The sequence below is a fragment of the Archangium sp. genome (assembly GCF_057119385.1).
Genome location: NZ_DBNGVP010000134.1, coordinates 16415 through 41869, shown reverse-complemented (window position 1 = coordinate 41869; position 25455 = coordinate 16415). Strand labels below are relative to the sequence as shown.

At 68.5% G+C, this 25455-nt stretch carries 25 protein-coding genes; 15 read left to right on the top strand and 10 right to left on the bottom strand.

What is annotated here, in order from left to right:
- Positions 1-171 precede the first annotated feature (171 nt).
- Together AC16DP_RS32770 and AC16DP_RS32765 are read right to left on the bottom strand one after the other, a co-directional pair.
- Entirely contained in the window at positions 172-354 is a 183-nt protein-coding gene (locus tag AC16DP_RS32770; RefSeq protein ID WP_329731961.1) for a hypothetical protein, read from the bottom strand.
- 70 nt (positions 355-424) lie between these two features.
- Positions 425-736: a hypothetical protein gene (locus tag AC16DP_RS32765; RefSeq protein WP_329731960.1), complete on the bottom strand. Its 312-nt coding sequence runs from the start codon at positions 734-736 to the stop codon at positions 425-427.
- Between the two features lie 156 nt (positions 737-892).
- Here AC16DP_RS32765 and AC16DP_RS32760 point away from each other — a divergent pair, with 156 nt between their 5' ends.
- From AC16DP_RS32760 to AC16DP_RS32750, 3 genes are read left to right on the top strand one after another with little or no spacing between them, the layout of a single operon-like run.
- Positions 893-2734, top strand: coding sequence for a B12-binding domain-containing radical SAM protein (locus tag AC16DP_RS32760; protein WP_329731959.1), 1842 nt, complete (start codon positions 893-895; stop codon positions 2732-2734).
- 18 nt (positions 2735-2752) lie between these two features.
- Positions 2753-4333: an MBL fold metallo-hydrolase gene (locus AC16DP_RS32755; RefSeq protein ID WP_329731958.1), complete on the top strand. Its 1581-nt coding sequence runs from the start codon at positions 2753-2755 to the stop codon at positions 4331-4333.
- Positions 4330-5895, top strand: coding sequence for an NAD(P)-binding domain-containing protein (locus tag AC16DP_RS32750; RefSeq protein WP_329731957.1), 1566 nt, complete (start codon positions 4330-4332; stop codon positions 5893-5895). The genes AC16DP_RS32755 and AC16DP_RS32750 overlap by 4 nt, the downstream gene beginning before the upstream one ends.
- Here the strand turns inward: AC16DP_RS32750 and AC16DP_RS32745 are convergent.
- Positions 5876-6337: a GNAT family N-acetyltransferase gene (locus AC16DP_RS32745; protein WP_329731956.1), complete on the bottom strand. Its 462-nt coding sequence runs from the start codon at positions 6335-6337 to the stop codon at positions 5876-5878. The genes AC16DP_RS32750 and AC16DP_RS32745 overlap by 20 nt on opposite strands.
- Positions 6338-6467: 130 nt before the next feature.
- Here AC16DP_RS32745 and AC16DP_RS32740 point away from each other — a divergent pair, with 130 nt between their 5' ends.
- From AC16DP_RS32740 to AC16DP_RS32710, 7 genes are all read left to right on the top strand, one after another.
- A complete protein-coding gene (locus AC16DP_RS32740; protein ID WP_329731955.1) occupies positions 6468-7283 on the top strand; it encodes an ABC transporter permease in 816 nt (271 codons plus the stop codon).
- A 1-nt stretch (position 7284) separates the two neighbouring features.
- Positions 7285-8088 carry an ABC transporter ATP-binding protein gene (locus AC16DP_RS32735; protein ID WP_329731954.1) on the top strand — a complete coding sequence of 268 codons (804 nt, stop codon included), beginning with the start codon at positions 7285-7287 and terminating at the stop codon, positions 8086-8088.
- 4 nt (positions 8089-8092) lie between these two features.
- On the top strand, positions 8093-8863 hold the full coding sequence (locus AC16DP_RS32730; protein ID WP_329731953.1) for an ABC transporter permease: 771 nt from the start codon (positions 8093-8095) through the stop codon (positions 8861-8863).
- A gap of 3 nt (positions 8864-8866) precedes the next feature.
- The gene (locus AC16DP_RS32725; protein ID WP_329731952.1) at positions 8867-9028 is read left to right on the top strand and encodes a hypothetical protein; all 162 of its coding nucleotides are present in this window, start codon (positions 8867-8869) and stop codon (positions 9026-9028) included.
- A 3-nt stretch (positions 9029-9031) separates the two neighbouring features.
- Entirely contained in the window at positions 9032-9925 is an 894-nt protein-coding gene (locus AC16DP_RS32720; protein WP_329731979.1) for an ABC transporter substrate-binding protein, read from the top strand.
- A gap of 133 nt (positions 9926-10058) precedes the next feature.
- A complete protein-coding gene (locus tag AC16DP_RS32715; protein WP_329731951.1) occupies positions 10059-10655 on the top strand; it encodes a single stranded DNA-binding domain-containing protein in 597 nt (198 codons plus the stop codon).
- Positions 10656-10715: 60 nt separating this feature from the next.
- Positions 10716-12365, top strand: a complete 1650-nt coding sequence (locus AC16DP_RS32710) for a carboxylesterase/lipase family protein (protein WP_329731950.1) — start codon at positions 10716-10718, stop codon at positions 12363-12365.
- 12 nt (positions 12366-12377) lie between these two features.
- On the opposite strand, the gene AC16DP_RS32705 is transcribed toward AC16DP_RS32710, so the two are convergent.
- Positions 12378-14042, bottom strand: a complete 1665-nt coding sequence (locus AC16DP_RS32705) for an ArnT family glycosyltransferase (RefSeq protein ID WP_329731949.1) — start codon at positions 14040-14042, stop codon at positions 12378-12380.
- A gap of 179 nt (positions 14043-14221) precedes the next feature.
- Here AC16DP_RS32705 and AC16DP_RS32700 point away from each other — a divergent pair, with 179 nt between their 5' ends.
- Positions 14222-15949 (top strand): Kelch repeat-containing protein, encoded by a 1728-nt coding sequence (locus AC16DP_RS32700; RefSeq protein WP_329731948.1) that lies wholly within the window; start codon positions 14222-14224, stop codon positions 15947-15949.
- A 77-nt stretch (positions 15950-16026) separates the two neighbouring features.
- On the opposite strand, the gene AC16DP_RS32695 is transcribed toward AC16DP_RS32700, so the two are convergent.
- Positions 16027-16845, bottom strand: coding sequence for an SDR family NAD(P)-dependent oxidoreductase (locus AC16DP_RS32695; RefSeq protein ID WP_329731947.1), 819 nt, complete (start codon positions 16843-16845; stop codon positions 16027-16029).
- 57 nt (positions 16846-16902) lie between these two features.
- On the opposite strand from AC16DP_RS32695, the gene AC16DP_RS32690 reads away from it, so the two are divergent.
- On the top strand, positions 16903-17274 hold the full coding sequence (locus AC16DP_RS32690; RefSeq protein WP_329731946.1) for a YccF domain-containing protein: 372 nt from the start codon (positions 16903-16905) through the stop codon (positions 17272-17274).
- A 9-nt stretch (positions 17275-17283) separates the two neighbouring features.
- Here the strand turns inward: AC16DP_RS32690 and AC16DP_RS32685 are convergent, their stop codons facing one another.
- Positions 17284-17910, bottom strand: coding sequence for a hypothetical protein (locus AC16DP_RS32685; protein ID WP_329731945.1), 627 nt, complete (start codon positions 17908-17910; stop codon positions 17284-17286).
- Positions 17911-17948: 38 nt separating this feature from the next.
- The gene (locus tag AC16DP_RS32680; protein WP_329731944.1) at positions 17949-18992 is read right to left on the bottom strand and encodes an alpha/beta hydrolase; all 1044 of its coding nucleotides are present in this window, start codon (positions 18990-18992) and stop codon (positions 17949-17951) included.
- A 366-nt stretch (positions 18993-19358) separates the two neighbouring features.
- Here AC16DP_RS32680 and AC16DP_RS32675 point away from each other — a divergent pair, with 366 nt between their 5' ends.
- From AC16DP_RS32675 to AC16DP_RS32665, 3 genes are all read left to right on the top strand, one after another.
- Positions 19359-20462, top strand: coding sequence for a M35 family metalloendopeptidase (locus AC16DP_RS32675; RefSeq protein ID WP_329731943.1), 1104 nt, complete (start codon positions 19359-19361; stop codon positions 20460-20462).
- Positions 20463-20482: 20 nt separating this feature from the next.
- Complete coding sequence (locus AC16DP_RS32670) at positions 20483-20950, top strand: MaoC family dehydratase (protein WP_329731942.1); 468 nt, start codon at positions 20483-20485, stop codon at positions 20948-20950.
- Positions 20951-21075: 125 nt separating this feature from the next.
- Positions 21076-22032, top strand: coding sequence for a 2-deoxy-5-keto-D-gluconate 6-phosphate aldolase domain-containing protein (locus AC16DP_RS32665; protein WP_329731941.1), 957 nt, complete (start codon positions 21076-21078; stop codon positions 22030-22032).
- Here the strand turns inward: AC16DP_RS32665 and AC16DP_RS32660 are convergent.
- The 3 genes from AC16DP_RS32660 to AC16DP_RS32650 form a co-directional block, all read right to left on the bottom strand.
- A complete protein-coding gene (locus AC16DP_RS32660) occupies positions 22005-22853 on the bottom strand; it encodes a GNAT family N-acetyltransferase (RefSeq protein WP_329731940.1) in 849 nt (282 codons plus the stop codon). The two genes, AC16DP_RS32665 and AC16DP_RS32660, sit on opposite strands and share 28 nt — an antisense overlap.
- A gap of 192 nt (positions 22854-23045) precedes the next feature.
- Entirely contained in the window at positions 23046-24164 is a 1119-nt protein-coding gene (locus AC16DP_RS32655) for a polysaccharide deacetylase family protein (RefSeq protein ID WP_329731939.1), read from the bottom strand.
- An 85-nt stretch (positions 24165-24249) separates the two neighbouring features.
- Entirely contained in the window at positions 24250-25434 is a 1185-nt protein-coding gene (locus AC16DP_RS32650; protein WP_329731938.1) for an aminotransferase class I/II-fold pyridoxal phosphate-dependent enzyme, read from the bottom strand.
- Positions 25435-25455 lie beyond the last annotated feature (21 nt).

Genomic DNA, 25455 nt, shown 5'->3' with positions numbered 1-25455 from the left:
TCAGAGAGACGACTAGCCCTGGAGCTTGTCGTAGTGACCGTTGCGGGTGACGCGGGCGGAGATCGGCTTCTGCTCCGTCTGCGCCGGCACCTGCTGGGTCTGGGTCTGCGTCTGGGTCTGGTTCATCGTCGACTCCAATTCAGAAAGGGGTTGGGGTTGGGTGGTTGCTGACTACTTGAGCATGTCCACGATGCCCGCGACGGCGGGGATCTCCTGCACCTTCTGCTCCAGGTACTGCACGCGCGACACGGACTGCTCCATCGCGCCCTGGACGAAGTTGCGGGCCTGCTCGACGGCCGAGCCACTCGGGATGGCCGGGTTGACCACGAGGTTCACCAGCTGAGCCAGAATCATCGTTACCTCACGTGTGTGTACTGCGTTTGACTGCAACAACGCACGACCGCACTACGCACTGCACTTGAGATCAGGGCTGCTGCTGGCCGCTGCTCGCGATCGCGAGCAACAACGCGTTCGCGGCTTGAGGGGCCTTCCTGTTCAACTCGAGATGGGCCGCCAGATCCACCAGGCCGCCAATCGCGTGGCGCTTCTCCGAGGCGGGGAGCTGCATGAGCGCGCGGCGGATCTGCGTCAGGGCGGCCTCGGGGAACATCAACGCTCCCTGCACCTCCGTGATCTGCAGACTCGCTTCGGCCACGAGCGGATGGGCCTTGAGCGCGCCCGCACTTTGGGTGTCCTGAGGCTTCACTTCCGGAGAGGGCGTCGAAGGAAGAGTCATGGTGGGGGCACCGGGAACGAATGAAGCCCAGGTTACACCAGTCATCTGGCCGGTGTATACAGGCAAAGGGTTGAAAAGCGGAAAAACCCCACTGGCGGGATTTCCATGTCTCCCGCTAGAATGCCGCGCCATCCCCCCTGCCTTCGGAGCCTCGAGATGACACAGCGGAAGATCTATTTCTGCGGAGTGAATCGGGCCGTCCACCTGCCACTCGTGTGGGGCTGCCTCCGGGCCTACGCCGAGACGATTCCAGCCATCCGGGAGAACTACAGCTTCGAGGAGCCGTTCTTCTTCATGGCGCAGCGGGACACGCTCCTGGACTCGCTGCGGGAGCCGTACGTCTTCCTCATCTCCTGCTACATCTGGAACATCCGCAAGAACCTCGAGATCGCGCGGCAGGTGAAGGAGCGCTATCCCAACGCGATCATCGTGGCGGGAGGGCCGCAGGTCCCCGACAAGCCCGAGGGGCTCTTCGCGGAGGCGCCCTATCTGGACTTCGCCATCCACAACGAGGGGGAGATTCCCCTGTCGCAGCTGCTGCTGGAGCTGCTGAAGGATCAGCCGGACTACGCGAAGGTGTCCGCGCTCTCGTGGCGCGGTCCGGACGGGCAGGTGCGCACCAATGCCATGAAGGACCGGCTGCCCATGGAGATCACCGTGCCGAGCCCCTACCTGGAGGGGTACTTCGAGCACTCCATCGAGTCGGCGCGCGCGGCGGGGTTGGATCCCATCGTGCTGTGGGAGACGAACCGCGGCTGCCCCTACAGCTGCACCTTCTGTGACTGGGGCTCGGCGAACATGACCAAGCTCCGGCGCTTCCCCATCGAGCGGCTCAGCCGGGAGATCGACTACTTCTCCCAGAAGCGCATCCGGGCCATCCTCGGTTGCGACTCCAACTTCGGCATCCTGCCGCGGGATCTGGATCTCACGCGCCAGCTCGTCGCGCGCAAGCTCGTCTCGGGCTACCCCTCGCGCTTCATCACCAGCTACGCCAAGAACGCGAACGACCGGGTGGTGGACATCAGCAAGCTGCTCGTCCAGGCGGAGATGGCCAACGGCACCATCCTCGCCATGCAGAGCACCACCACCGAGGTGCTCGAGGCGGTGCGCCGCTCCAACATCCCCTTCGAGGGCTACCGGAAGATGAGCCAGCGCCTCAAGGACGAGGGCGTGCGCACCTATACGGAGATGATCGTCGGCCTGCCCCGCGAGACGCGGCAGTCGTGGGTGACGGGCATGTGCAAGGCCCTGGAGGCCGGCATCCACGACGACGTGATGGTCTACGAGTGCGTGCTCCTGCCCAACTCGCAATTGGGAGATGCCGCCTCGCGCGAGAAGTACGGGCTGAAGACGATGATCCGCCCCTACCTGGCGGATGACATGGAGCGGGTCGAGGTGGTCATCGGCACCAACACGATGTCCACGGAGGACTGGCTGTACTGCTGGATGTTCAGCATCATCGTGCAGGGCCTGCACAACCTGGGGCTCACGCGCTACCTCGCCATGTTCCTGCACCGCGAGGGCGTCCTCTCCTACGAGAACCTCTACCGCCCGCTGATGGAGGAGGCGCTCGCGAACCCGGAGAGCCCGCTGGGCCGCCCGCTGCACCGCATCCGCCAGCTGCTGCTCGACTACCTCGCGGACAGCCGCATGCCCATGGAGGACAAGCTCCTGACGCAGCAGGACATGATCGACTTCGCCCGGCGCGTGATGCCCTCCAAGCCCGCCTGGCTGCTGCACGAGTGGTGGTGGGTCAATGTCATTCAGGACCAGGAGTCGCTCTTCGCTCAACTGCGGGCGAACCTGGCCGCTCGCGTGCCAGCGAGTGCCGCGCTCGAGAGCGCGCTGCGGTTCCAGCAGGACATGGCCGCGATCATGCTCCGGGGCACGATGCCGGACACGGTGCCCACCTACCCGTACAACTGGATGGAGTACTTCGAGGACGAGAAGATCCCACTGCGGGAAGCCGGGGCTCCGGTGCAGGTCGCCGTCGCGTAGTAGGATGCGCCATCCCCCATGGAACGGCTCTACCTGCGGCAGGACATCATCGCCCAACCGCTCGTGCTGCGCTGGCAGGCGTGGCCCCAGCTGCTCTTCCCGCCCACGGCGGCGCTGAACGTGGTGGGGCGCCACCTGAAGATCATGCGCTCGTTCGTGCAGGCGCCTCAGGCCCACGAGGCGGCGTGCCGCAACCCCGCGCTGCGCAGCGGACCCTTCCTGGACGCGCCCGCCGCGCGCAAGGAGGAGATCCGCGCGCTCATCGAGGAGACGGAGCGCCGCCAGCGAGGGCTGCTGGAGCTCACCCAGGCCATGGCGGCCCTGGACAAGCTGCTCCTGGACGAGGCCCGGGGGCGCTCCCTGGAGCCACTCTATGCCCGCGTGCCCGAGCAGCTCCGGGGCTACGTGGAGCTGGTCTACGACACGCGCAACCGTCCCTCCGTGCGCTTCCTGGAGCCGCTGCTCTACCGCGGGCCGGCGTATGACACATCCGTCCAGGGCTTCGCGCTCTTCCCCGAGGCGAAGGACGCGCGCCGCTTCATGCTGAGCACGCCGCTGCTGCCGCAGGAGGGGCAGGTGGAGCTCGCCCTGCCCTTCGACGCTCCGGCGATCGACGCGCTGGTGCGGATGAAGGACGAGCCGGGCTCGCGGGAGGAGCTCGAGGAGCGCCTGCGGGTGCCCGCGCACCAGCGGGAGCTCTTCCGGACCTTCTTCACGCCGGAGGCGCCACCGAAACCCGACCCGGTGCCCGCGGGCCGCGTCCGCGTCCGGTACTTCGGCCATGCGTGCATCCTGGTGGAGACGGGGGAGACCTCCGTCCTCGTGGATCCGGTGCTGCGCCACGGGGCGCCCGGCGAGGACTCCTTCACCTTCTCGAGCCTGCCCGCGCGCGTGGACCACGTGGTCCTCACGCACGCGCACTCGGATCACACGGCCCTGGAGACGCTGATCGCCCTCCGGGGGCGGACGGGCACCGTGCACGTGCCTCCCGGGGGGGGCTCCCTGCAGGATCCGGGGCTCAAGCCCATGCTGGAGCGCCTGGGCTTCCGGGACGTGCGCGAGCTGGGAATGCTGTCACCGCAGCAGCTTGGCCCCGGCGTCACGCTCACGGGCCTGCCCTTCCTGGGCGAGCACTCGGACCTGGACATCCGCGCCAAGCACGTGGTGCTGCTCGAGGCGCTCGGGCACCGGATGATGTTCGCCACGGACGCGCGCAACGTGGAGCCGCGCATGTTCGAGCATGTCCACCGCCTCATCGGTGACGTGCGGACGCTGTTCGTGGGGCTCGAGTGCGAGGGCGCGCCGCTCTCCTGGCTGTACGGCCCCCTGATGCCGGAAGCGCCGGAGCGCACGGCGGATCAGGGCCGGCGCCTCAATGGTTCCACCAGCGACATGGCCATGCAGCTGGTGCGCCTCTTCGGTGTCAAGGAGGCCTTCGTCTACGCGCTGGGCCTGGAGCCCTGGCTCACGCCCGTCACGGGCGGCGCGCATGGCGAGCATTCACTTCCCGTCGTGGAAACACGCCGTTTCGTCGAAACCTGCCGGGCCGAGGGCATCCCCTCGGAGCGGCTCTTCCTCAGCAAAGAGATCGTCCTATGAGCACACACGCCAGGCAGGTGGATTACGTCATCATCGGCGCGGGACCCGGAGGGCTCCAGCTCGGCTACTACCTGCAGAAGCACGGGCGGGACTACGTCATCCTCGAGAAGGGGAACACGCCGGGACACTTCTTCACCCGCTTCCCGCGGCACCGGAAGCTGATCTCCATCAACAAGGTCTACACGGGCTTCGAGGATGCGGAGATCAACCTGCGCTGGGACTGGAACTCGCTGCTGGCGGACGGGGACTGCGCCACCTACAAGGAGTTCAGCAAGGAGTACTTCCCGCCCGCGGACAGCATGGTGAGCTACTGCGCGGACTACGCCCGGAAGCACCAGCTGCGCGTGGAGTGCAACGCCGAGGTCCGCCGCATCCGCCGCGACGAGGAGGGCTTCCTCATCCAGCTGGCGGATCGCGAGCTGAGGGCGAAGCGGGTCATCATGGCCACGGGACGCTCCGCGGCGCAGAACCCCGACGTGCCCGGGGCCGAGCACATCGAGTCCTATGACGACGTCTCGGTGAACCCCGACGACTTCATCAACCAGCGGGTGCTCATCCTCGGCAAGGGCAACTCGGCCTTCGAGACGGCGGACAACCTGGTGGGCGTCACGGCCTCCATCCACATGCTGAGCCCCAACCCCGTCCGCATGGCGTGGAAGACGCACTACGTGGGCGACCTGCGGGCGGTGAACAACAACCTGCTGGACACCTACCAGCTCAAGTCCCAGAACACGATCATCGACGCCCACCTGCAGAGCATCGAGCGGCTGCCGGATGGGATGCTCCACGTGAAGTTCAAGTACACCCACGCCCACGGCCAGGAGTGGGAGCTGAAGGTGCACCGGATCATCGCGTGCATCGGCTTCGGCATCGACCGTTCCCTCTTCGATCCCGAGACGTGCCTGCCCGAGCTGAACTACAACAAGCGCTTCCCGAGCGTCACGTCGAGCTGGGAGTCCACCAACGTCAAGGATCTCTTCTTCGCGGGCGCGCTGATGCACGGGCGCGACTACCGCAAGGGCTTCTCGGGCTTCATCCACGGCTTCCGCTACAGCGTCGAGTGCCTGAGCCGCCTGCTGGAGCAGAAGTACGAGGGGACGCCGCTGGAGACGAAGGAGCTGCCCGGCGGGGTGAAGGGCCTGTCCCAGTACATCCTGGATCGCGTCAACCGGTGCTCGTCGCTCTTCCAGCAGCCCGGCTACCTGGCGGACACGCTGCTGCTCGAGTCGCCGGAGCGCACGCGCGTGTACCGGGATCTGCCGGTGGATTACGTGGCGGAGCAGCAGAACCTGGGGCCCCAGGAGCGGCTGATGCTCACCCTGGAGTACGGGAAGATCGCTCCGGAAGAGGACCCGTTCAACATCACCCGCGTCCCCGACGACGGCACGGTCAGCCGGTTCATCCACCCCGTGCTCCGCCACTACCGCGGCGGCACCGTGGTGGCCGAGTACCACGTGCCGGAGGACCTGGAGAACAACTGGAACAAGCCCATGTACGTGCAGCCGCTGGAGCGGTTCCTCGAGTCGGTCATCTCCCGCCAGGTCAAAGAATCCGCCGCATGAAGAGCGTGCCGGGGATGGGGCTGGGGTAGTACGGCTCCGTCCGCTCGAAGCCGAGCGAGAGGTACAGCCCGGCCGCGGCCTCCATGAAGGGCAGCGTGTCGAGCACCATCTCCGTGTAGCCGCACGCGCGGGCGTGCCGCATGACCGCCAGCGTCAACTGGCGCCCCAAGCCCTGCCCGCGGTACCCGGGCCGGGTGTAGAGGCGCTTCATCTCGCACGTCTTCCCGTCCCATCTGCGCATCGCGACACAACCGGCGGCGCGCTCCGGGTCCATCGCCAGCAGGAAGCACCCCCCGGGGGGCGTGTAGTCCCCGGGGAACAGCTCGAGCTCCCGGTCGATCCGCTGGAAGCCGAGATCGATGGGAAGCGAGCGCACGTACTCGACGAGGAGCGCACGCGCGAGCTCGAGCTGTGGGGGGAGGAGCGCCTGGATGATTTCCACGGGGGACCCTGCGGCTACTCAACCATCCGCTGCTGCCCGAGGCAACGCACGGATCCACTGGAAGACATTCCCCTGGAATCCGGGCTATCCTGTGGTCCCCCATGTCGAGCGTTCCCCAGGTCACCCGTCGATGAATCCGCGCGTCTCCCGCTGGGTGCTGCCCGGAGCGGTCATCACCGTCCTGCTGTGTCTGTGGAGCCTCGCGGTGCACCTGGGCAAGGCGCCGTTGATGCCCACGCCCTGGCAGACGCTGGTGGCGATGGGACAGCTCGCGGCGGATGGCCGGCTGGTGCGCTTCACCGTGGCGTCGCTCTTCCGCGTGAGCTGGGGGCTGTTGGCGGCGGTGGTGATCGCCATTCCCTTCGGTGTGTGGCTGGGCTGGTCCCACCGTGCCGAGCGGGCCCTGGGGCCGGCGCTCCAGCTGCTGCGCCCCATCAGCTCGCTGGCGTGGACGCCGCTGGCCATCCTCTGGTGCGGGGTGGGAGACCTGTCGGCGGTGTTCATCATCTTCATGGCGTGCTTCGGGCCGCTGACGGTGACGGCGCTCAACGGCGTGCGCAAGGTGCCGGCCGTGCACCTGCGGGCGGGCCGCAACTTCGGGCTGTCCACGGCCCAGCTGCTGCGCCGCATCGTCCTGCCGTCCGTGCTGCCGCAGCTCTTCACCGGCCTGCGGCAGACGCTGGGCGTGGCGTGGATGGTGGTGGTGATGGCGGAGATGATGGCCGTCAACTCGGGCCTGGGCTTCCTCATCCTCGACGCGAGGAACGCGGGCAACCGCTATGATCTCGTCGTCGCGGGGATGGTGATCATCGGCATGGTGGGGCTCGGGCTGGACCGGATGCTGCGGCGGGTGGAGCGGCTGCCCGGACTGAGCTGGGGCTTCCCCGCCCCTTCCCCTTCGGCCGCGCCCACCGCGCCCGGCATTCGTCCTTCCAGGAGTCACTGAGTTGAAGCCCACCACCGCCCTCTCTCCGCCCCCCGCCGAAGCCTCGGCCGTCCGCGCCACGGCCCTGACGGTCCGCGGCCTCCAGGTGCGCTTCAGCATGCCCACGCGCGAGCTGACGGTGCTGGAGGGCATCGACCTGGACGTCCATGAAGGCGAGTTCGTCTGCCTGCTGGGCCCCTCGGGCTGTGGCAAGTCCACCCTGCTCAACGTGGTGGGCGGCTTCCTGCGGCCCACGGCCGGCGAGGTGCGCTACCGGGGAGAGCTGATCACCGGGCCGGATCCGCGCCGCATCTTCGTCTTCCAGGAGCGCGGCGTGTTCCCCTGGCTGACGGTGGAGGACAACATCGCCTTCGGGCTGTTCCGGCTGTCCGAGGCGGAGCGGCGCGAGCGCGTGGCGCACTACGTGAAGCTGGTGGGGTTGAGCGGCTTCGAGCACGCCTGGCCGCACGAGCTGTCCGGCGGCATGAAGCAGCGCGTGGAGGTGGCGCGGGCGCTCGCGGCCAACCCCGAGGTGATGTACCTGGACGAGCCCTTTGGCGCGCTGGACTCCATCACGCGTCACTCCATGCGCTCGGAGCTGCTGCGGCTGTGGGAGTCGGAGCGCAAGACGGTGCTCTTCGTCACGCACGACATCGAGGAGGCGCTGCAGCTGGCGGACCGGGTGGTGGTGATGTCCGCCCGGCCCGGCCGCGTGGGACGCATCGTGGAGGTGGACGTGCCCCGTCCCCGGGACATCAGCTCGCCGCGCTACCTGGAGCTGCGGGACAGCCTGCTCGAGGAGATCGGTCTGGCGCACCGGATCTGAGCCCATGGTGACCCGACGCCAATTGGAGACATGGTTGTTGCCGGTGGGCACGCTGGTGCTGCTGCTGGTGGGCTGGGTGGTGGCGGTGCGCTGGACGGGCACGCGCGTGTTCCCCACGCCCCAGCAGGTGCTCCAGGGGCTGGTGGGGATGGTGCGCAGCGGCCTGCTGTGGCGGTACGCGGCGGACTCGCTGCTGCGCGTGGGGGTGGGCTTCGGGCTGGCCCTGATCGTGGGGCTGGGCCTGGGCATGGTGATGGGCCTGTACCCGGCGGTGGCGGCGGCGCTCGGCCCGGTGGTGCAGTTCCTGCGGCCCATCAGCCCCCTGGCCTGGGTGCCCATCGCCATCCTCTTCTTCGGCGTGGGAGACGGAGCGGCCGTCTCGCTCATCTTCCTCGCCGCCTGCCTGCCGCTGGCCCTGCACACCACGGGCGCGGTGGCCACGGTGCCCGCCATCTACCTGAACGCGGGCCGCAACTTCGGGCTCTCCCCGCCCCGGCTCTTCTTCCGGGTGCTGCTGCCGGCCGCCATGCCCCAATTGCTGGTGGGCGTGCGCGTCTCGCTGTGGGTGGCCTGGCAGGTGGTGGTGGCCGCGGAGATGATCGCCGTGGACTCGGGGCTGGGTTACATGATCGTGGACGCCCGCAACGCGGGCAAACGGTACGATCTGGTGGTGGCGGGGATGCTGCTCATCGGGAGCATCGGCCTGCTGCTGGACATGGGCATCCGCAGGATGGAGTCGCTGCACTGGGTGCGCTGGGGCTTCCGCGAGGAGTGAGAGATGAAGACGCAGACGAAGCGCGTGGTGATGGCGGTGGCGGCGTGGCTGGTGGTGGTCTCCGGCCTGCACCTGTGGCTGAACCTGGACTGGTCCTCGCTGCGCAACGAGTGGCGGACGGAGAACGAGCGCAAGCTCAACGTCGCCTACATCCCAGTCACCTGACACCTGGCCTGCCCGGTCACCGATTACATCGCCCGCAACTCCCTGGATGACACCCTCTTCATCCCGAAGATGTTCCAGGGGTTCCCGGAGATCAAAGAGGCACTGATCTCCAACCGGATGCAGGCGGGGTTCCTGGTGGCCCCCATGGCCCTGGCCCTGCGGTCGCAGGGCGTACCCATCAAGATCGTGTACCTCGGGCATCGCTACGGCAGCGCCGTGGTGGTGCGCAAGGAGGGACCCGTGCGCTCCGTGATGGGGCTGGCGGGCCACACCATCGCCATTCCGAGCCGCTTCTCGGACGAGCGGCTCATCGTGCTCAAGGCGCTCAAGCAGCATGGGCTGGCGCCCTCCGCGGTGAAGATGGTGGAGATGTCCCCCCCGGATGTCGCGGGCGCCCTGGCGGCGGGAGCCATCGATGGCTTCTCCATGGGAGAGCCCTACCCGTCCCAGGCGGAGCTCGGAGGCTTCGGGCGGGTGCTCTTCCACGCGCGGGAGTACTGGCCGGACTACATGTCCTGCGTGCTGGTGGTGCGCGACGACGTCATCGAGAAGCGTCCGCAGGCGGTGCAGGTGCTGGTGGACGGCATCGCGCGCTCGGGCCTGTGGCTGGACCAGGGCCGCGAGGAGCGCTCGTACGCGGCGGAGTTCGTGGGGCGCTACTACTACAGCCAGCCGCCCGCGCTGCTGCGGCACGCACTGCTCGAGCCGATGGACCGCGTGATGTACACGCCGCTCTCGCCTCGCCGCGAGGACTTCGAGCTGGTGCAGGACCTGATGATGGAGCACGGACTGCTGGAGCGGCGCATGCCCTTCGAGGAGTTCGTGGACATCCGCTTCGCCGAGCAGGCGAAACAGCAGACGGCCTGGAAGTTCGCGCCCTGGCTGCTGGATGACTGACAACTCAACATTGCATCGCCTCGCGAGGGGTCCTTCCGATGTCTGCATGACATTGGGGGCCGGAGGCGGCTATGCCTCGCGAGACCCGCCCTTTAGTCTGCCCCCGCTTTTCCACAGTCCCCGGGGGATGACCATGAAGAAGCTTGCTCTCGCTGTTCTTGTTTGTTTCGTGGCGGCGCCTGCTCTCGCGCAGGGCCAGGGAGGGGATCAGAAGGGTACCCAATTCACGCCGCCGAAGATCAACAACGAGAAGGAGATCCGGCAGTCGCTCGACTCCATGTACAAGAAGCTCGACGACGCCATGATGAAGGGAGACCACACCGCCGAGTACGGGATGATCGACTTCCCCGTCCTCATGGTGACGGACAGCGACCAGGGCGAGGCCACGACGAGCCTGTGGACGCGCGAGCAGTATGATCAGGCCATGTCCGAGGTGATGAAGAACACGCCCCCGGACGCCAACAAGAAGCTGAAGAAGAGCCGCTCGTACGAGATCCTCTCGGACAATCTGGCCATCGTCACCACGAGCCTGACCGATACCGTGAACGGCAAGAAGGCCACCTGGAAGTCCGCCACGCTGATGATCCGCAAGAATGGCCAGTGGATGGCCAAGAGCATGATCGAGGGTGGCTGGGGCAACTCGACGCTGGCCAAGGACTTCCGTCAGCAGGGCAACCAGACCGGCACCGGTGGTGGCGGCATGGGCGAGGACAACAACAAGAAGAAGTAGGCGAAGTTGAACGATGGCCGGGGTCTTTCTGGTATGGCGCGCCGCCAGGAGGAACGACCGATGCCATCTGGAAGCAACTTCGCCGTACGCCGTCCGTTTGCCCGCATCGGCCTGCTCGCGCTCGTCCTGGCGGCAGGCTGTGCCCACAAGCCGATCGTCAACGAGAACAAGGGCCGCGAGCTGAAGAGCGAAGGTCCGGTCCTCGCGGACACCACGAGCGGCCAGGTGCGCGGTGTCCTCTCCGAGGGCACCCGTGTCTTCAAGGGGATTCCGTACGGCGGGCCCACGTCGGGCAGGAACCGCTTCATGCCGCCGGTGAAGCCCGAGCCGTGGAGCGGCGTCCGGGATGCCCTCGAGTACGGCCCGCGCTGCGCCCAGCGCAGTGCCATCGGCACGGCGGTGGATCGCCAGGTCGTGGCGGCGCTCGTCGCGCCCGACACCCGGGCCATGAGCGAGGACTGCCTGGTCCTCAATGTCTGGACGCCCGGTGTGGCGGATGGCGGAAAGCGGCCCGTCATGGTCTGGCTGCATGGCGGTGGCTTCGTGGAAGGCTCCGGGTCGGCCGCCCTCTATGACGGCACCGCGCTCTCCCGGCGCGGGGACGTCGTGGTGGTCTCGCTCAACCACCGGCTCGGAGCGCTGGGCTACCTGTACACGGGCGGCGCCCACACGACCTCGGGCAATGCCGGCATGCTCGACATCGTCGCGGCGCTCGAGTGGGTGCGCGACAACATCGCCTCGTTCGGCGGGGACCCGGGCAACGTCACCCTTTTCGGCGAGTCGGGCGGCGGCATGAAGGTGACGCTCCTGCTCGCCATGCCCGCCGCGAAGGGGCTGTTCCACAAGGCCATCAGCCAGAGCGGTGCCCTGGTGCGCGCGCTGAAGCCGGAGGATGCGGCCACCCATGCCGGCGAGTTGATGGCCGAGCTGAAGCTCCAGCCGGGAGACCTCGAGGCGCTGCGGAACCTCCCCCTGGAGAAGCTGTTCGACGCGCAGATGGCCGTCGTGAAGAAGGAGCGGGGGGTCTTCACCTTCAACCCGCCCTTCACTCCCGTGATGGATGGGCAGGTGCTGCCCGGCAACCCGTTCGATCCCGTGGCCCCCGCGGTCTCGGCCGGAGTGCCGCTGATGATTGGCACCAACCAGGACGAGATGACGCTGTTCCTCCACGGGAAGCTGGGAGCGATGCCCGACGCCGTGGCGCGCATGGGACTGGGCCGGCTGGTGGGCGATGTGAAGGACCAGGTCTTCGATCACTACCGCCGCGCCAGGCCGGACGCCCCGGCGAAGGATCTGATCATCGCCGCCGGCAGTGACATGTTCCGGGCGCTGTCCCTGCTGGCCGCCGAGCGCAAGGTGGCCCAGGCCGGCGCCCCCGTCTACGTGTACCTGTTCACCTGGGAGACGCCGATCCTCGAGGGACAGCTCAAGGCCACCCACGCGCTCGACATTCCCTTCGTGTTCGACAACGCGGACCTGGTTCCCTCCTTCACCGGCAAGGACCCCGAGCGCTTCAAGCTGTCCGAGCAGATGAGCGCGGCGTGGATCGCCTTCGCGCGCAACGGCGACCCGAACCACCCCGGCATTCCCACGTGGCCGGCCTACGACACCGAGCAGCGCCCCACCCTGCTCTTCAACCTCACGTCCCGGGTCGAGAATGATCCGGGCCGCGAGGATCGCCTGCTCTGGCGGGACCTCCTCACGAAGTAGGCGCGGCGGGCCTCAACGGCCCACGCGGAACTCACGGGGCCTGGAGTCGTAGGCATCCAACAGGGGCTCATACCGGATTCCAAACACCACGGTATGGGCCCCTTCCTCCAGCGCTGGCAGCTGGAGCAAGGTCTTGAATTCACGTTGGCCGCCCGGCGGGATGACGGTGTCTTCCGCGAAGACATCCAGCGTCCCCCGATGGACCTCCTGGCCAGCCTTCCGGATGACGTAGAACAGCGCGGGCGCCCGTGGAAACCCGTCTCGCGCGAAGCGGAGCGCCGTGTTCCTCGGATTGGAGACCGTGACGCTCAGGGCCACGGTGTCTCCACTCCTCACGGTAGGAGGGAACGCGGCCTCCACCGGGATGTCGTAATAGGACGAGAACGCGGGCGCGATGAAGTAATGGACTGTCTTGTCCATGCGCGTCCGCAGCTCCGTGCTCCCGGCGAAGGGGCGGTCCTGGACGAGGACCACCTCGCGTCCCTGCAGGCCATCCTCGTAATTCCACAGCTCGTACTGGGATTGGCGCCGCTCGCCGCTCTGCAGGGCCACGCCCGTGTGCCCCGAGTAGAACGAATACAGAGACGACTCCCGGAAGTTGTCACCGAACAGCACGGGCCTGTCTCCGGCCACCTTCTCGATGTCTTCCGCCCACAGCTTCCGGCCATGGTAGTAGTCCACGTTGAGGTGGTTCACCGGGAAGATGCGGAACATCAAATACAGACGGAGCACCACGACGGCGAACGCCAGTGGCAGCACCAGGAATCGAAAGAGCCGCTTGTGCTTCTCCTCCTCGTAGAACCGCGAGGCGAGCAGCAGCAGCGGGAAGAGCGCGATGGACGTCCAGTGGAAGTGGACGAACGCCTTCAGGGCCGTGAAGAGGAAGAAGCCGAAGGTGCCTACGCAGAGGAACCGCAAGGCCCTCTCGAACCGGTCCTGAGCCCTGACGGCGAACGGAATGAAGAGGAGCCCGGGCCCGATCGCCGGGAGCTGCTGGCTGACGTACTCGAGCAGATAGCGGGTGGTGAAAGCGGTGGTGCGGCCCTTCAGGTGGAACTGGAACGTCGGAAACTGGTGCGCGTACTGCCAGCCCAGGTGCGGCAGGAACAACACCAGGCCCAGCACCATGGACAGCCAGAAGCGCGGTGAGCGCAGGAGCCGGAGGTTGGAGAGCACCGTGAACCCAACCACCAGGACGCCGTGGTACTTCGAGTACAGCATCAAGGCGGTGGAGCACCCCAGCAACAGCACCGCGGCCAGGTCCTCCTTCTCCAGGAACCGCTTGTAGCCCAGGAGGAACAGCACCAGGAAGAAGAGGAGCGGTCCGTCCGGGAAGATGATGAACGCCAGGTAGTTCAGCAGCGGCAGGGACAGCACCATCAGCGCGATGAGCGTGTCCCGCCCCGGATGCTCCCGAGGCACCAGCCTGAACAGCAGCAGCACGCTCAGGGCGTTCAGCATCACATTCACCAGGCGTACGCCCAACTCGTTCGGAAAGAGTGCGTAGCCGAGCCGCACCATCAGCGCGATGAAGGGGGGATGGTCGTAATAGCCCCACTCCAACGACCGCGAGTAGAACCAGTAGTACGCCTCATCACTGGTCAGCTCCGTGAACGCGGCCTGCACGAGATTCAGCACCAGCCAGAAGAGGAAGAAGTGCAGGGGCCTGATTTTCATCGGGGGTTCGTGCCGGGGTGAGACCGGAGCATCGCGGGTGATACCCCTCCACCGTCTACGCGGCAAGCATTCCGGGCGGGTTCGCATGTCAGGCCCGCGCGGTATGCACGTCAATGCAGTGCCGTATGGATGTCCAACGCGGTCCACTCCCGGACCGCGGAGGGGGAAAAACAATGCGAATGAATCTTCTGGGTGCGGCTCTGATCGGCGGCCTTCTGGGCTCGGCGTCCGCGCGGGCCGAGACGACGCTCTTCTCCGACGACTTCTCCACCAACCCGATCACCAACGGAAAGTGGACCGTGGTGCAGAGCGACGTGCCGAACACGTTCCACGACGCCACCAGCCAGTCCTTCTACATGACGCGGGTGGGCGGCTACACGGGCGGCGGCATCTACATGATGGCCAATACCCCGCTCAAGACGCGCAAGTGGGAGGCCTCGTTCCGCTACCGCATCGGCGGCCGGTACCAGGGCGGCGCCGACGGGCTCGCCTTCATGTTCTACAAGAAGGGCGGCTACCGGCCCGCGGGCGGCGGGTTCCTCGGCTTCAACCCCGCCTACGTGAACCAGCCGGGCTACGGCGTCATCGTCGACAACTACTACAACTCGGGCTGGGATCCCTCGGACAGCTACATCGGGCTGATCAAGGACAACACCCACACGTTCTCGGCCAAGCTCGCCTACAAGAATGACTCGCGCACCGAGGACGCCGTGTGGCACTCCATGCGGGTGCGCTTCATCGACGGCGAGGTGACCGTGCACCTCGACGGCGGGCTGCTCTTCACGCACAAGATGGCCGCGCCGGACTACTCGTACGACGGCGTCGGGTTCTCGGCCGGCATCGGCGCCGACCAGAACTACCACCAGATCGACGACTTCGTCCTGACGGACCTCGAGGTCCCCGTGTGGAGCACCACCGGCAGGATGAACCTGGAGCACGGGCTCCACGCGGCCACGCGGCTGCCCGGAGGCAAGGTGCTCGTCGTGGGTGGCTTCACCAGCGCGGCCGAGGTGTATGACCCGGCCACCGGCACGTGGAGCTTCACGGGTCCGGCGTCCACGTCGCGCCTGCGGCCCACGGCCACCGCGCTGAAGGACGGCCGCGTGCTCCTCACCGGCGGCGAGAACGACTCGCGCTCGCTGGAGACGGCCGAGCTGTACGACCCGGCCACCGGCACGTGGAGCCCCACGGCCTCGCTGAGCACCGGCCGCAAGGATCACACCGCCACGCTGCTGAGCGATGGGCGGGTGCTCGTCACCGGCGGCTCCAGCGGGAGCTCCGGCACCCTGTCCTCGGCCGAGCTGTATGACCCGGCCACCGGGACGTGGACGCCCGTGGGCTTCATGAACCAGGCGCGCAGCCAGCACAAGGCCGTGTCCCTGTCCGGGGGCAAGGTGCTCGTCACGGGCGGCCTGGATGCCAGTGGACTGCCGCTGGCCTCGTCCGAGGTGTATGACCCGGCCACCGGCGCGTGGACGCTCACCGGCAGCCTGGCCACGGCCCGCCGGTACCACTCCGCCACGGCCCTGAAGAATGGTCAGGTGCTCGTCGCGGGGGGTTACGACGCGAACGCCTCCACGCTCGCCTCGGCCGAGCTGTACAACCCGGCCACCGGCACGTGGAGCTCCACCGCGCAGCTGGGCAAGAGCCGCCGCTACCACACCGCCACCCTGCTGAACGACGGCAAGGTGCTGCTCGCCGGTGGGTACAGCGACTGGTACGGCATCCTCGCCTCGGCCGAGCTGTATGACCCGGCCACCGGGACCTTCGCCGACACGGCGAACCTGGGGCTGGTGCGCTACGATCACACGTCCACCCTGCTGGAGGACGGCCGTGTGCTGACGGTGGGTGGCTTCAGCACGGGCGATCAGGCCTCGGCGGAGCTGTTCGGCATCGTCCGCAAGTAACAGCGCCGCTGGCGGGTCCGAGGGCCCGGTGCTCCGTCCTTCCGACGGGTGCATCGGGCCCTCGGCCGTTGCGGGCTTCAGCCCACCTTCGAGGGGGTGATGCCCAGCGTGTCCGCGTAGCTGTGGATTCCGCGGATGTGATTGCCACCATCCACGGCGATGGTCTCGCCGGTGACCCAGGACGAGAGATCGCCGCACAGGAACGACACCACCTTCGCCACGTCATCCGGCTCGCCGCACACCTTGCCGAGCGGCGTCCGGGCGAGGAACTCCCGCTTCATGGCCTCCGTCATGAGACCGGCGCCCTCGGAGAGGGGCGTGCGGATGACGCCCGGCGCGACGATGTTGACGCGGATGCCGTAGCGCCCCAGCTCCGAGGCCGCCACCTTGGTGAGGTTCGCGAGCCCCGCCTTGGAGGCGCAGTAGTGGCCGAGCCCATCCGTCACGTCCGTCTGGTTCAGCGAGGAGATGTTGACGAAGGACCCGGGCTGCTTCGCGTCCACGAGCGCCCGCCCCAGGGCCTTCATGAAGAGGAAGGGCCCCTTCAGGTTGATGTCCAGGACGAGATCGAAGTCCTGCTCCGGCATGTCGATGATCGGGGCGAGCGTGGCCGTCCCCGCGTTGTTCACCAGGATGCCCGGCAGGCCGAACTCCCGCGTGGCGGTCTCGATGGCCCGGGACACGTCCTCGGCCCGGACCACGTCTCCCGCGAAGGCCACGGCCCGCGCGCGCCCCTCCATGGCCCGGTTGAGCTCCTGGGCGGCGGCCTCCACCTTCTCCCGGGTCCGCCCGAAGAGGAGCACGTTGGCTCCGTCCCGCATGAGACGCGCGGCGATCCCCAGCCCGATTCCCTGCCCCGCTCCCGTCACGATGGCACTGCTCGATACCAGCTTCATCCCGGCTCCTTGTGTTCTCAGGAGGCTCGGACGCTACACCCGCGATAAGGTCCCGCCATGCAATTGCTCCTGAATCTCCTGTGGATCGTCTTGGGCGGGTGGATCATCTGGCTCGAGTACGTGATCGGCGGACTGCTGCTGTGCCTCACCGTCGTGGGCATCCCCTTTGGCATGCAGTGCTTCAAGGTGGCCGGGCTGGGCCTGCTGCCGTTCGGCAAGGACATCGTCGACGCGCCGGGCGCCAGCCCCATCGGCTTCCTCCTGAACATCATCTGGATCCTCGTCGCGGGGATCTGGATCTTCTTGAGCCACATCGCGCTCGCGCTGGGGCTCGCCGTGACGATCATCGGCATCCCCTTCGCCATCCAGCACGTGAAGCTCGCGATGCTCGCGCTCGCGCCCTTCGGGAAGATCGTGCGCGAGCGGTGAGCGGCGGCGTCAGAAGGCCACGCCGAAGGCCAGGCGGGGCGTGGGGATGATCTGCACCCGCAGCGCCCCATCCCCTTCCGCCTCGAGGTCCGGCGTCGAGCGGTACTGGGCCGAGAAGCCCGCCGCGAGCGTGAAGCGGTTGAACAGCACCAGCGTCCAGCCCACCGTCCCGCCCAGCCCCAGCCCATAGCCCGTGCGCCGCACGCGGTTCTGCGAGCGGAGCTGATAGACCGCGCTGAACTCGGGCCCGAAGTAGATGCCGCTCGGCGCGTTGCCGAGCACGAAGAGCCGGATGCCCAGCGTCCCCGCCAGCGACAGCGTCCAGGCCTCCGGCGTGCGCCCATAGGCGAACTCCGGCGCCACGTAGATGGACAGCGGCTTGCCAAAGGCCCGCTCGTACTCGACTCCCAGCTGCGAGTTCTTCAGCGCCAGCGGGTTGATGGTGAAGGTGTTCCGGGCGCCCAGCTCCTCCTCGGGAGGCGGCTTCGGCTTGCCCAGCTTCGAGAACCAGTCCTGCACCTTGGTGATGACGTCGTCCTCCGCCAGGGCCTTCCCGGGGAAGAGGACACACAACGAGAGCAGGAGGAGCAGCGCGGCGCGGGACATGGTGGGCTCGGGATGAGGGGGGGCCGCCATCTTCGAGCACCCATGGGGGACGTCTCAAGCACGGAGCTTCAGGGGCCCGCCTCCCGCTCCCGCTCGAGGAGCCACGCGGCGATGGCCTTCTCACACGCCTCGTGGCGATCCAGGAAGGCGAAGTGGCCACTGTCCAGTTCCACATAGGTGGCCAGCCGCCCCGCGCGCCGGGCGGCTTCACGCATCAGCCTCGCGGGCATCATCGAGTCGTGCGTCCCCTCCACGAGGAGCACGGGGACGCTCGGCGGAGGCACCTTCGTCGAGGCCCCGGAGATCAACAGGAGCCCCCGAAGCTCCAGCCCGGGATGCGCGGCCCGGCCCACGAGCACGCTCGCGCCCACGCCCCCGTTGGACAGCCCCCCGAGGTACACCCGCTTGACGCCACGCCGCGCGAGCCAGGCGAAGGTGCGCTCCAGGGTCTCCTCTCCCCTGCCCGACCACCAGTCTCCCATCGGGCCCACCGAGGGACACACGGTGAGCGCCGAGATGGCCTGGACCGCTCGCGCCATCTGCCAGCAGTACACGGCGAAGTTGCCCGCGTAGCCGTGCAGGAACACCACGGCCGTCCCGGGAGCGGCGTGGCGCCCGGCGGGGATGACGACGGCATCGAAGGACCCGGGCGACTGGAGCCCCAGCCACGTCGCGACCGCGGGCGTGGCGCTCAGGCCCTCGGCAGCCCTCAGCCGGGAGAAGGCCGACTCGAGCGCCGGGACGAAGTCGCGTGCATCCGCACGGGGCAGCCGGCCCGACAGCAGGAGCGCATGCGCCGCGAGCAGCGTTCCATCCCGCTCATCCACGAGCCGGTTCACCAGCCTCCATCCCTCGTCCGGCAGACGCACGGTGTGCAGGCCTAGCCCATCCGCGAGCACGAGCCGCGCGCCCGCGACGAGCACCAGCAGGCCGAGCCCCGCCCGGCTCAGGCCGCGCCACCGCCGCCAGCGTTTCGTGAGGAGCCCGGCCGAGAGGACAGAGCCCCCCACGACATAGGCCCAGCCCGACGGCGTCGCTCCCACGGAGAAGGCCGCCACGAGCAGCAGGGCGGCGACAGGGGCGCTCACGAGGCCCAGGAGGAAGACGAACATGGTGCCAGTGTGAAGCCCGGCCCGGCTCCCGCGGGCCCCGCCCCGCCGAACGGCTCCAGGAAGACGGCCGCCGGTCGCGCCGCGCTCCCGAGTGGCCCCGCCTGTACCAGATGACCCCATCCCGCGCTCCCCCTGTCCGAGAATGGGACAACCCCCGGGCTCCCACGAACCCCCCGGGGTTGCTGGGAAATCGTCACGCTCTCGTAACGGCTCTTTACGTTCCAGCGCCTCGGAGGGTGGAGCCCCGATGCACCATCGCATCTCCGGGGCCACGCCAACCTCGCGTTCTCACACAAGGAGAAGTGCTGGCCCGAGCCTTGCTCATCCGACGAACCGCCTCATCCCCCAGCAAAGGAAGCAAGCCCTATGAGCAAGAACCTTCGTGGCAATTTCAAGTGGATGGCTGTCGTGGGTGCGTCCCTTCTCGGCGCCTGCGGCGTGCCGGGGGACGAGACCGCGGCCAACGGTGAGGGGCTCGCCCAGGGCGCGCAGGAGCTCGCCGCCCGGGACGTGTCGGTGCGGCTGTCCTCGGAGAAGGCCACCTTCGGCGCCGGCGAGACGGCCCGGGTGACCCTCACCCTCACCAACGACTCGCGCCACGCGGTGAAGCTGCTCAAGTGGTACACGCCCGCCGAGGGCCTCGAGGAGCCGCTCCTCCAGGTGAAGCTCAACGGCGAGGACGTGGCCTTCACCGGCCCGCACTACAAGCGCCCCGCCGCCTCCGAGAAGGACTTCCTCACCCTGGCCCCCGGCGAGAGCCTGAGCCGCACGGTGGACCTCGGCGAGGTGTATGATCTGTCGCGCACCGGCAGCTACAGCCTGAGCTTCGAGGTGGCCACCGCGAAGCTCCACGGCAACAGCGCCAAGGCCGGCCTGCTCAAGTCCAACGACGTGACCGTGTGGATCGAGGGCCGCGCCGCCGCCAGGCCCGCCGGTGAAACCCCCACGTCGCTCGGCGCCATCTCGTTCAGCGGCCGCTGCTCGTCCACCCAGATGACCACCATCATGGACGCGCTCAACGCGGCCAGCGCCATGGCCAATGACTCGTCGTCCTACCTCAACGGCACGCCCTCGGGCACGCCGCGCTACACCACCTGGTTCGGCGCCTTCTCGAGCAGCGGCTGGACCACCGCGAAGACCCACTTCGCCGCCATCAAGGACGCCTTCGACACCAAGCCGATCACCGTCGATTGCGGCTGCAAGAAGAGCTACTACGCCTACGTCTACCCGAACCAGCCGTACACCATCTACGTGTGCAACGCCTTCTGGTCCGCGCCGATGACGGGCACCGACTCCAAGGGCGGCACGCTCATCCACGAGATGAGCCACTTCACGGTGGTGGCCGGCACGGATGACTACGTCTACGGGCAGAGCGGCGCCAAGAGCCTGGCGATCTCCAACCCCACCAACGCGCTCGGCAACGCGGACAACCACGAGTACTTCGCCGAGAACACGCCCTTCCTGCAGTAGTCCCGTGGTATGGGCGCCGCATGCCCAACCCCACGATCATCGACGGCCTGGATGGACTCCGGGCCCTCGCAGGACAGAAGCTCGGGGCCTCCGACTGGAAGCAGCTGGCGTACGAGGACATCGTGCGCTTCGCGGAGGCCACCGGGGATTTCCAGTGGATCCATGTGGACCGGGAGCGGTGCGCGCGGGAGTCGCCCTTCCGCGTGCCCATCGCCCATGGGTACTTCAGCGTCTCGCGCATCGCCGGGCTGTTCTTCGAGATCGTCGACATCCGGGGCTTCGCCCTGGTGCTCAACTACGGCCTCAACAAGGTCCGCTTCCCCGCGCCCCTCAAGGCCGGGGCCCGCTACCGGCTGAGCCTCGAGCTCGAGGAGCTCAAGGACATTCCCAAGGGTGTCGAGGCCCTGATGCTCGCCAGCATCGAGATCGAAGGGGAGTCCAAGCCGGCGTGCGCCGCGGAGGTGCTCTACCGGTTCATGACCGCGTGAGCGGCGGTGGCCTGCTCGCGGACCACGCAGGCCACCCGCCCTCGCGTACCGGACTGGCCCCGGGCTGACAGCTCGCGGGGCCCGGCCTCACCTTGGTGGAAAGCCCTCCGCCAACGCAGGCCCCCATGTCCACGCTCTTTCCACCGCCCCTCTCCCGTCTGTATCTGCTCGCCTTCGATCACCGGAATGCCTTCGAGCACTCGCTCCTCGGCTTGTCTGGCCCCCCCACGGCCGACGAGGCGGAGGCCATCCGCCGGATGAAGATGCTCATCTACACCGGCTTCCGGCTGGCGCTCCGTCAGGGGGCGCGGCGCGACGGCAGTGGCATCCTGGTGGACGAGCAGTACGGGACCCACGTGGCCGCCCATGCGCTCGAGGACGGGTCCCTGCTGGCCATGCCCGTGGAGAAGAACGGGCAGCACGAGTTCGACTTCGAATATGGCCAGGACTTCGGCGCGCACGTGGAGACCTTCGATCCGGCCTTCACCAAGGTGATGGTGCGCTACAACCCCGAGGGAGACGCCGGGCTGAATGCCCGCCAACGGGAGCGGCTCGCCCACCTCACCGACTGGTTGCAACAGCGCGGGCGCCGCTTCCTCTTCGAGCTGCGGGTGCCCCCCACCAACGCCCAGCTCGAGGCCGTTGGAGGAGACCTGGAGCGCTATGACACCGAGCTGCGGCCCTTGCTCCTGGTGCGAGCGATGGAGGAGCTGCAAGCCGGCGGCGTGGAGCCAGACGTGTGGAAGATCGAGGGCCTGGAGCGGCCGTCGGACTGCGAGAACGTGGCCCGGCAGGCCCGGGCGGGAGGCCGGGAGCACGTGTCGTGCATCGTGCTCGACCACCGCACGGGTTGGAAACGGATGGAGCGTTGGCTGCATGCGGCCGGCGCCACTCCGGGCTTCATCGGCTTCTCGATCGGCCAGACGATCTGGTGGAACCCCCTCCGGGCCTTCCAGGAGGGGCAGCTCACCGCGGCCGAGGCGGCCCAGCGGATCTCCGAGAACTACCAGCGTGCGCTCATCACCTGGGACAAGGCGGCGCTCCGCTCCCCGCTTCAGCGGATGGAGGCCTCGCCGGCCTGAAGGCCATGAGCCATTTCCAGCTGGGTGAGCGGCTGCCGCCGCAGGCCGTTGGCGGCGAAGAAGGCGGCGCCCAGCTGCTCGGGAAGGGCGACCTGGGTCTTCCACCGGCGGCCCGGCAGCCGGGCCGCGAGCGCCCGCAGGAGGCGGCTCCCCTCCCCCCGCCGGCGCTGCTCCCCGGCCACCACCAGACAGCGCAGCACCACGTCCTGGGGCCCGGCCTCGAGAATCACCGCCACCGCCGCGCCGAGGCGGAAGGCCCGCGCGGGCGCCGTCAGTCCGGCCAGGGTCTCCGGCGCGAGCTGCCAGGGAAGCCCGGGCTCGCCATCCCGGAGCACCGCCGCCAGCGCGGTGGACAGGGGAATCTCCTCCAGGGGCGCGGCGTGCTCCGGAAGCGTCCCTTCCCACCCCACCAGCCGGCGGCGGACCTGGAAGCCCGAGCGCTCGTAGAGGGCCAACGCGGGGGTGTTGCTCTCGATGACCTCCAGCAGCATCGAGCGATCTCCCCGGCCCCGCGCCTCGTCGAGCAGCCTGTACACCAGCGCACGGCCCACCCCGGTGCGCCTCAGCTCCGGAACGATCGCCATGGCGGCCACCCGGCTCGTGTCCCCCCGGCGGGCCACGAGCGCCAGCGCCTCCACGCGGCCCTCCCGCACCACCACCAGACTGTCCGTGAGGTGCACGTGCTCGGTGCGCACCCGCTGCTCGAAGGCCCGGACATCCCCGGAGATGGGCACCACGTACCGGGCGAAGCAGGCCGCGAAGCCCTCGGCGAGTTTGTCGAACGGAAGGGAGGGAGCGGAGGAGATCTCGGGAGCGGACATGCCCGCCATCATAACGATCTCCAGTCCGCTGTTCGGCGTGGAGGCGTTGGATGTCAGCGTGTTCCTGGTGGCGCTGCGCCACGACCAATCCTCCGGGACGAGCGGTGCCTCCCTGGCCGCTCCACGGGCGGAAGCGCGCGAGCCCCGGTCACACCCGGGTGGAAAATGGGCGGTGGAAGAGAACCGCGAGACCTACTCCGAGCGGCAGTCCACCCAGCTCACGCCCGAGCCGCGCGTCTCGTTCCAGATGCGAGGGAGGGCGCTGGCGGCCTTGGGGTGGATATCGTGGAAGAGGATGATGCCGTGCCGCCACAGCAGCATGAGCGACAGCACGCGCCCGGCGGCCTTCGTGCCCGAGTTGCTCGCGTGCCAGTCCTGCGAGTCGATGTTCCACAGCATGTTCTTCATTCCGCCGCGCTCCAGCGCCTGGAGGATGTCCGGGTTGCGCTGGCCGTACGGCGGGCGGAACAGCGTCAGCTTCGTCTGGCCCTCGGGCAGGGTCTCCGCGAGCTTGGAATGGAAGGACTCCATGCCCGCCACCGCGCCGGCCCACGAGGCGTGGGAGCGGTGCTCCTGGCCGTGCGAGCCGACGCACATGCCCGCGTAGAGCGCACGGAGCTGCTCCACGGACGTCGCCTTGCGGCGGGCCTCGTAGTTGTTGCCGAGCAGGAAGAAGGCGGCGTGGATGCCCTGGGCGCGCAGCTGCCCGGCGAGCGCGTCCGTGCCGCCGCCCTTGGGCGTGGGACCGTCATCGAAGGTGAGCAGGAAGCTCCGGTCCGGCATCTCCAGGCCGAAGCGCTCGGAGGGCGACAGGGGGAGGATCTCACTCGTCACCTTGGGGAAGAGCCCCGCCAGGCGGACCAGCTCGGCGACGTAGCCCTGGTGGAAGGGCTTCTGCTCGGCGTACCAGGGCGCCAGCTCCGCCGGCAGCTTCGCGAGCCCCGCCCGCGCCGTGGTGACCATCGCGTCCCAGTCCTTGGGCACCGCGCCCTCGCAGAAGAGCGCCCCGGCGGCACACGTCTCGCGGGCCTTGGCGAAGTTGCCCACCACCACCTGGCGCATCCGCTCCTTCCACTTCGCCAGGGACGCGGCATCACCCGTGGCGTCGTTGCGAACGTCGGCGTCCGCCATGGCCTCGGTGAACACGGCGAGCTCCGCGCGGGATGCCACGTCGAAGGCCTGGGGACTCGTCATGGGCCAGGGCCATTGGGAGCGCTCGGTGAGCGACACCTTCAGGCCCGCCGCCTGGGCGGTGGGCACGAGCAGGACGGAGCAGAGCAGCGCGGTCAGGTAGCGGAACGGGCGGTACATGAAATCCTCTCTCAGGTGGCTGAGGTGGAGAGCACGCTACGTGCCAGCCCCCGGGCAGAGGAAGCCCCCCCGGCCGCGAAACCCGCTACGCCGCGCGCCTGTCCAGGATGCCCGAGCGGGCGATGCGCTCGACGGCCTCGGCCAGCCGCGCCTCGCTCTGCACGAAGGCGATGCGCACGTAGCCCTCGCCCATGGCGCCGAAGCCACTGCCGGGCACCACGGTGACGCCGACCTGCTCCAGCAGCGCCATGGCGAAGGCGAGGCTGGACTCGAAGCCCGGCGGCACGGGCGCCCAGCAGAACATGGTGGCCTTCGGCTTGGGGACGGCCCAGCCCAGCCGGTTGAGCCCGTCCACCAGCACATCCCGGCGGCGCTGGTAGGTGGCGGCCATGTCGGCCACGCACTGCTGCGGCCCGGTGAGCGCGGCGATCGCGGCGGCCTGGATGGGCCGGAAGAGTCCGCAGTCCAGGTGTGTCTTCACCTCGGCCAGCTGCCCGAGGAGCCGCGCGTTGCCCACGGCGTAGGCGATGCGCGCCCCGGCCAGGTTGAACGTCTTGGAGAGCGAGTTGAACTCCAGGCCCACCTCCATCGCGCCCGGCGTCTCCAGGAAGCCGGGGGGCCGGTACCCATCGAAGGACAGCTCGCTGTAGGCCGCGTCATGCAGGATGACCGTGCCATAGCGGCGCGCGAAGGCGACCACCTGCTCGAAGAAGCCGGGCCGGACCACGGCGGCCAGCGGGTTGCTCGGGTAGTTGAGGATCAGGAGCCTGGCCCGCCGCTTGATGCCCTCGGGCAGCGCCTCCAGATCCGGGAGGTAGCCGTGCTCGGCCTTCAGGGGCACGGGATGGAGCTCCGCGCCCGCCAGCACGGGGCCCGCGGTGTAGATGGGGTAGCCGGGATCCGGCACCAGCACGAGATCACCCGGATCCGTGACGGCCTGGGTGATGTGGGCCAGGCCCTCCTGCGAGCCGGTGAGCCCCAGCACTTCCGAGTCCGGACGGAGCGTCACACCGAAGCGCCGCTGGTACCACCCGGCCACGGCCTCGCGGAAGACGGGCAGATCCCTCATCGGGTAGCCGTAGTTGCTCGGATCGCGGATGCCCTGGGCCAGGGCCTCGGTGATGTGCGGAGCGGGAGGCAGGTCCGGGCTGCCGATGGACAGGTTGATGACATCGGCACCGGTGGCAAGCTTGCGCTTGCGCGCCTCGTCCACGGCGGTGAAGACAGCGGCGGCGAGCTTCTGGAGGCGCTGGGGCTTGCTCATGGACATGGGGCGATCGTCCACTCTATC

What these genes read in the sequence shown, in the direction of transcription:
- AC16DP_RS32650 (WP_329731938.1), bottom strand. Translation starts at nt 25,434, where the DNA reads ATGTCCATGAGCAAGCCCCAGCGCCTCCAGAAGCTCGCCGCCGCTGTC.
- AC16DP_RS32695 (WP_329731947.1), bottom strand. Translation starts at nt 16,845, where the DNA reads ATGAAGCTGGTATCGAGCAGTGCCATCGTGACGGGAGCGGGGCAGGGA.
- AC16DP_RS32685 (WP_329731945.1), bottom strand. Translation starts at nt 17,910, where the DNA reads ATGGCGGCCCCCCCTCATCCCGAGCCCACCATGTCCCGCGCCGCGCTG.
- AC16DP_RS32655 (WP_329731939.1), bottom strand. Translation starts at nt 24,164, where the DNA reads ATGTACCGCCCGTTCCGCTACCTGACCGCGCTGCTCTGCTCCGTCCTG.
- AC16DP_RS32750 (WP_329731957.1), top strand. Translation starts at nt 4,330, where the DNA reads ATGAGCACACACGCCAGGCAGGTGGATTACGTCATCATCGGCGCGGGA.
- AC16DP_RS32765 (WP_329731960.1), bottom strand. Translation starts at nt 736, where the DNA reads ATGACTCTTCCTTCGACGCCCTCTCCGGAAGTGAAGCCTCAGGACACC.
- AC16DP_RS32665 (WP_329731941.1), top strand. Translation starts at nt 21,076, where the DNA reads ATGTCCACGCTCTTTCCACCGCCCCTCTCCCGTCTGTATCTGCTCGCC.
- AC16DP_RS32760 (WP_329731959.1), top strand. Translation starts at nt 893, where the DNA reads ATGACACAGCGGAAGATCTATTTCTGCGGAGTGAATCGGGCCGTCCAC.
- AC16DP_RS32700 (WP_329731948.1), top strand. Translation starts at nt 14,222, where the DNA reads ATGAATCTTCTGGGTGCGGCTCTGATCGGCGGCCTTCTGGGCTCGGCG.
- AC16DP_RS32710 (WP_329731950.1), top strand. Translation starts at nt 10,716, where the DNA reads ATGCCATCTGGAAGCAACTTCGCCGTACGCCGTCCGTTTGCCCGCATC.
- AC16DP_RS32730 (WP_329731953.1), top strand. Translation starts at nt 8,093, where the DNA reads ATGGTGACCCGACGCCAATTGGAGACATGGTTGTTGCCGGTGGGCACG.
- AC16DP_RS32705 (WP_329731949.1), bottom strand. Translation starts at nt 14,042, where the DNA reads ATGAAAATCAGGCCCCTGCACTTCTTCCTCTTCTGGCTGGTGCTGAAT.
- AC16DP_RS32690 (WP_329731946.1), top strand. Translation starts at nt 16,903, where the DNA reads ATGCAATTGCTCCTGAATCTCCTGTGGATCGTCTTGGGCGGGTGGATC.
- AC16DP_RS32740 (WP_329731955.1), top strand. Translation starts at nt 6,468, where the DNA reads ATGAATCCGCGCGTCTCCCGCTGGGTGCTGCCCGGAGCGGTCATCACC.
- AC16DP_RS32715 (WP_329731951.1), top strand. Translation starts at nt 10,059, where the DNA reads ATGAAGAAGCTTGCTCTCGCTGTTCTTGTTTGTTTCGTGGCGGCGCCT.
- AC16DP_RS32680 (WP_329731944.1), bottom strand. Translation starts at nt 18,992, where the DNA reads ATGTTCGTCTTCCTCCTGGGCCTCGTGAGCGCCCCTGTCGCCGCCCTG.
- AC16DP_RS32660 (WP_329731940.1), bottom strand. Translation starts at nt 22,853, where the DNA reads ATGTCCGCTCCCGAGATCTCCTCCGCTCCCTCCCTTCCGTTCGACAAA.
- AC16DP_RS32725 (WP_329731952.1), top strand. Translation starts at nt 8,867, where the DNA reads ATGAAGACGCAGACGAAGCGCGTGGTGATGGCGGTGGCGGCGTGGCTG.
- AC16DP_RS32755 (WP_329731958.1), top strand. Translation starts at nt 2,753, where the DNA reads ATGGAACGGCTCTACCTGCGGCAGGACATCATCGCCCAACCGCTCGTG.
- AC16DP_RS32770 (WP_329731961.1), bottom strand. Translation starts at nt 354, where the DNA reads ATGATTCTGGCTCAGCTGGTGAACCTCGTGGTCAACCCGGCCATCCCG.
- AC16DP_RS32675 (WP_329731943.1), top strand. Translation starts at nt 19,359, where the DNA reads ATGAGCAAGAACCTTCGTGGCAATTTCAAGTGGATGGCTGTCGTGGGT.
- AC16DP_RS32670 (WP_329731942.1), top strand. Translation starts at nt 20,483, where the DNA reads ATGCCCAACCCCACGATCATCGACGGCCTGGATGGACTCCGGGCCCTC.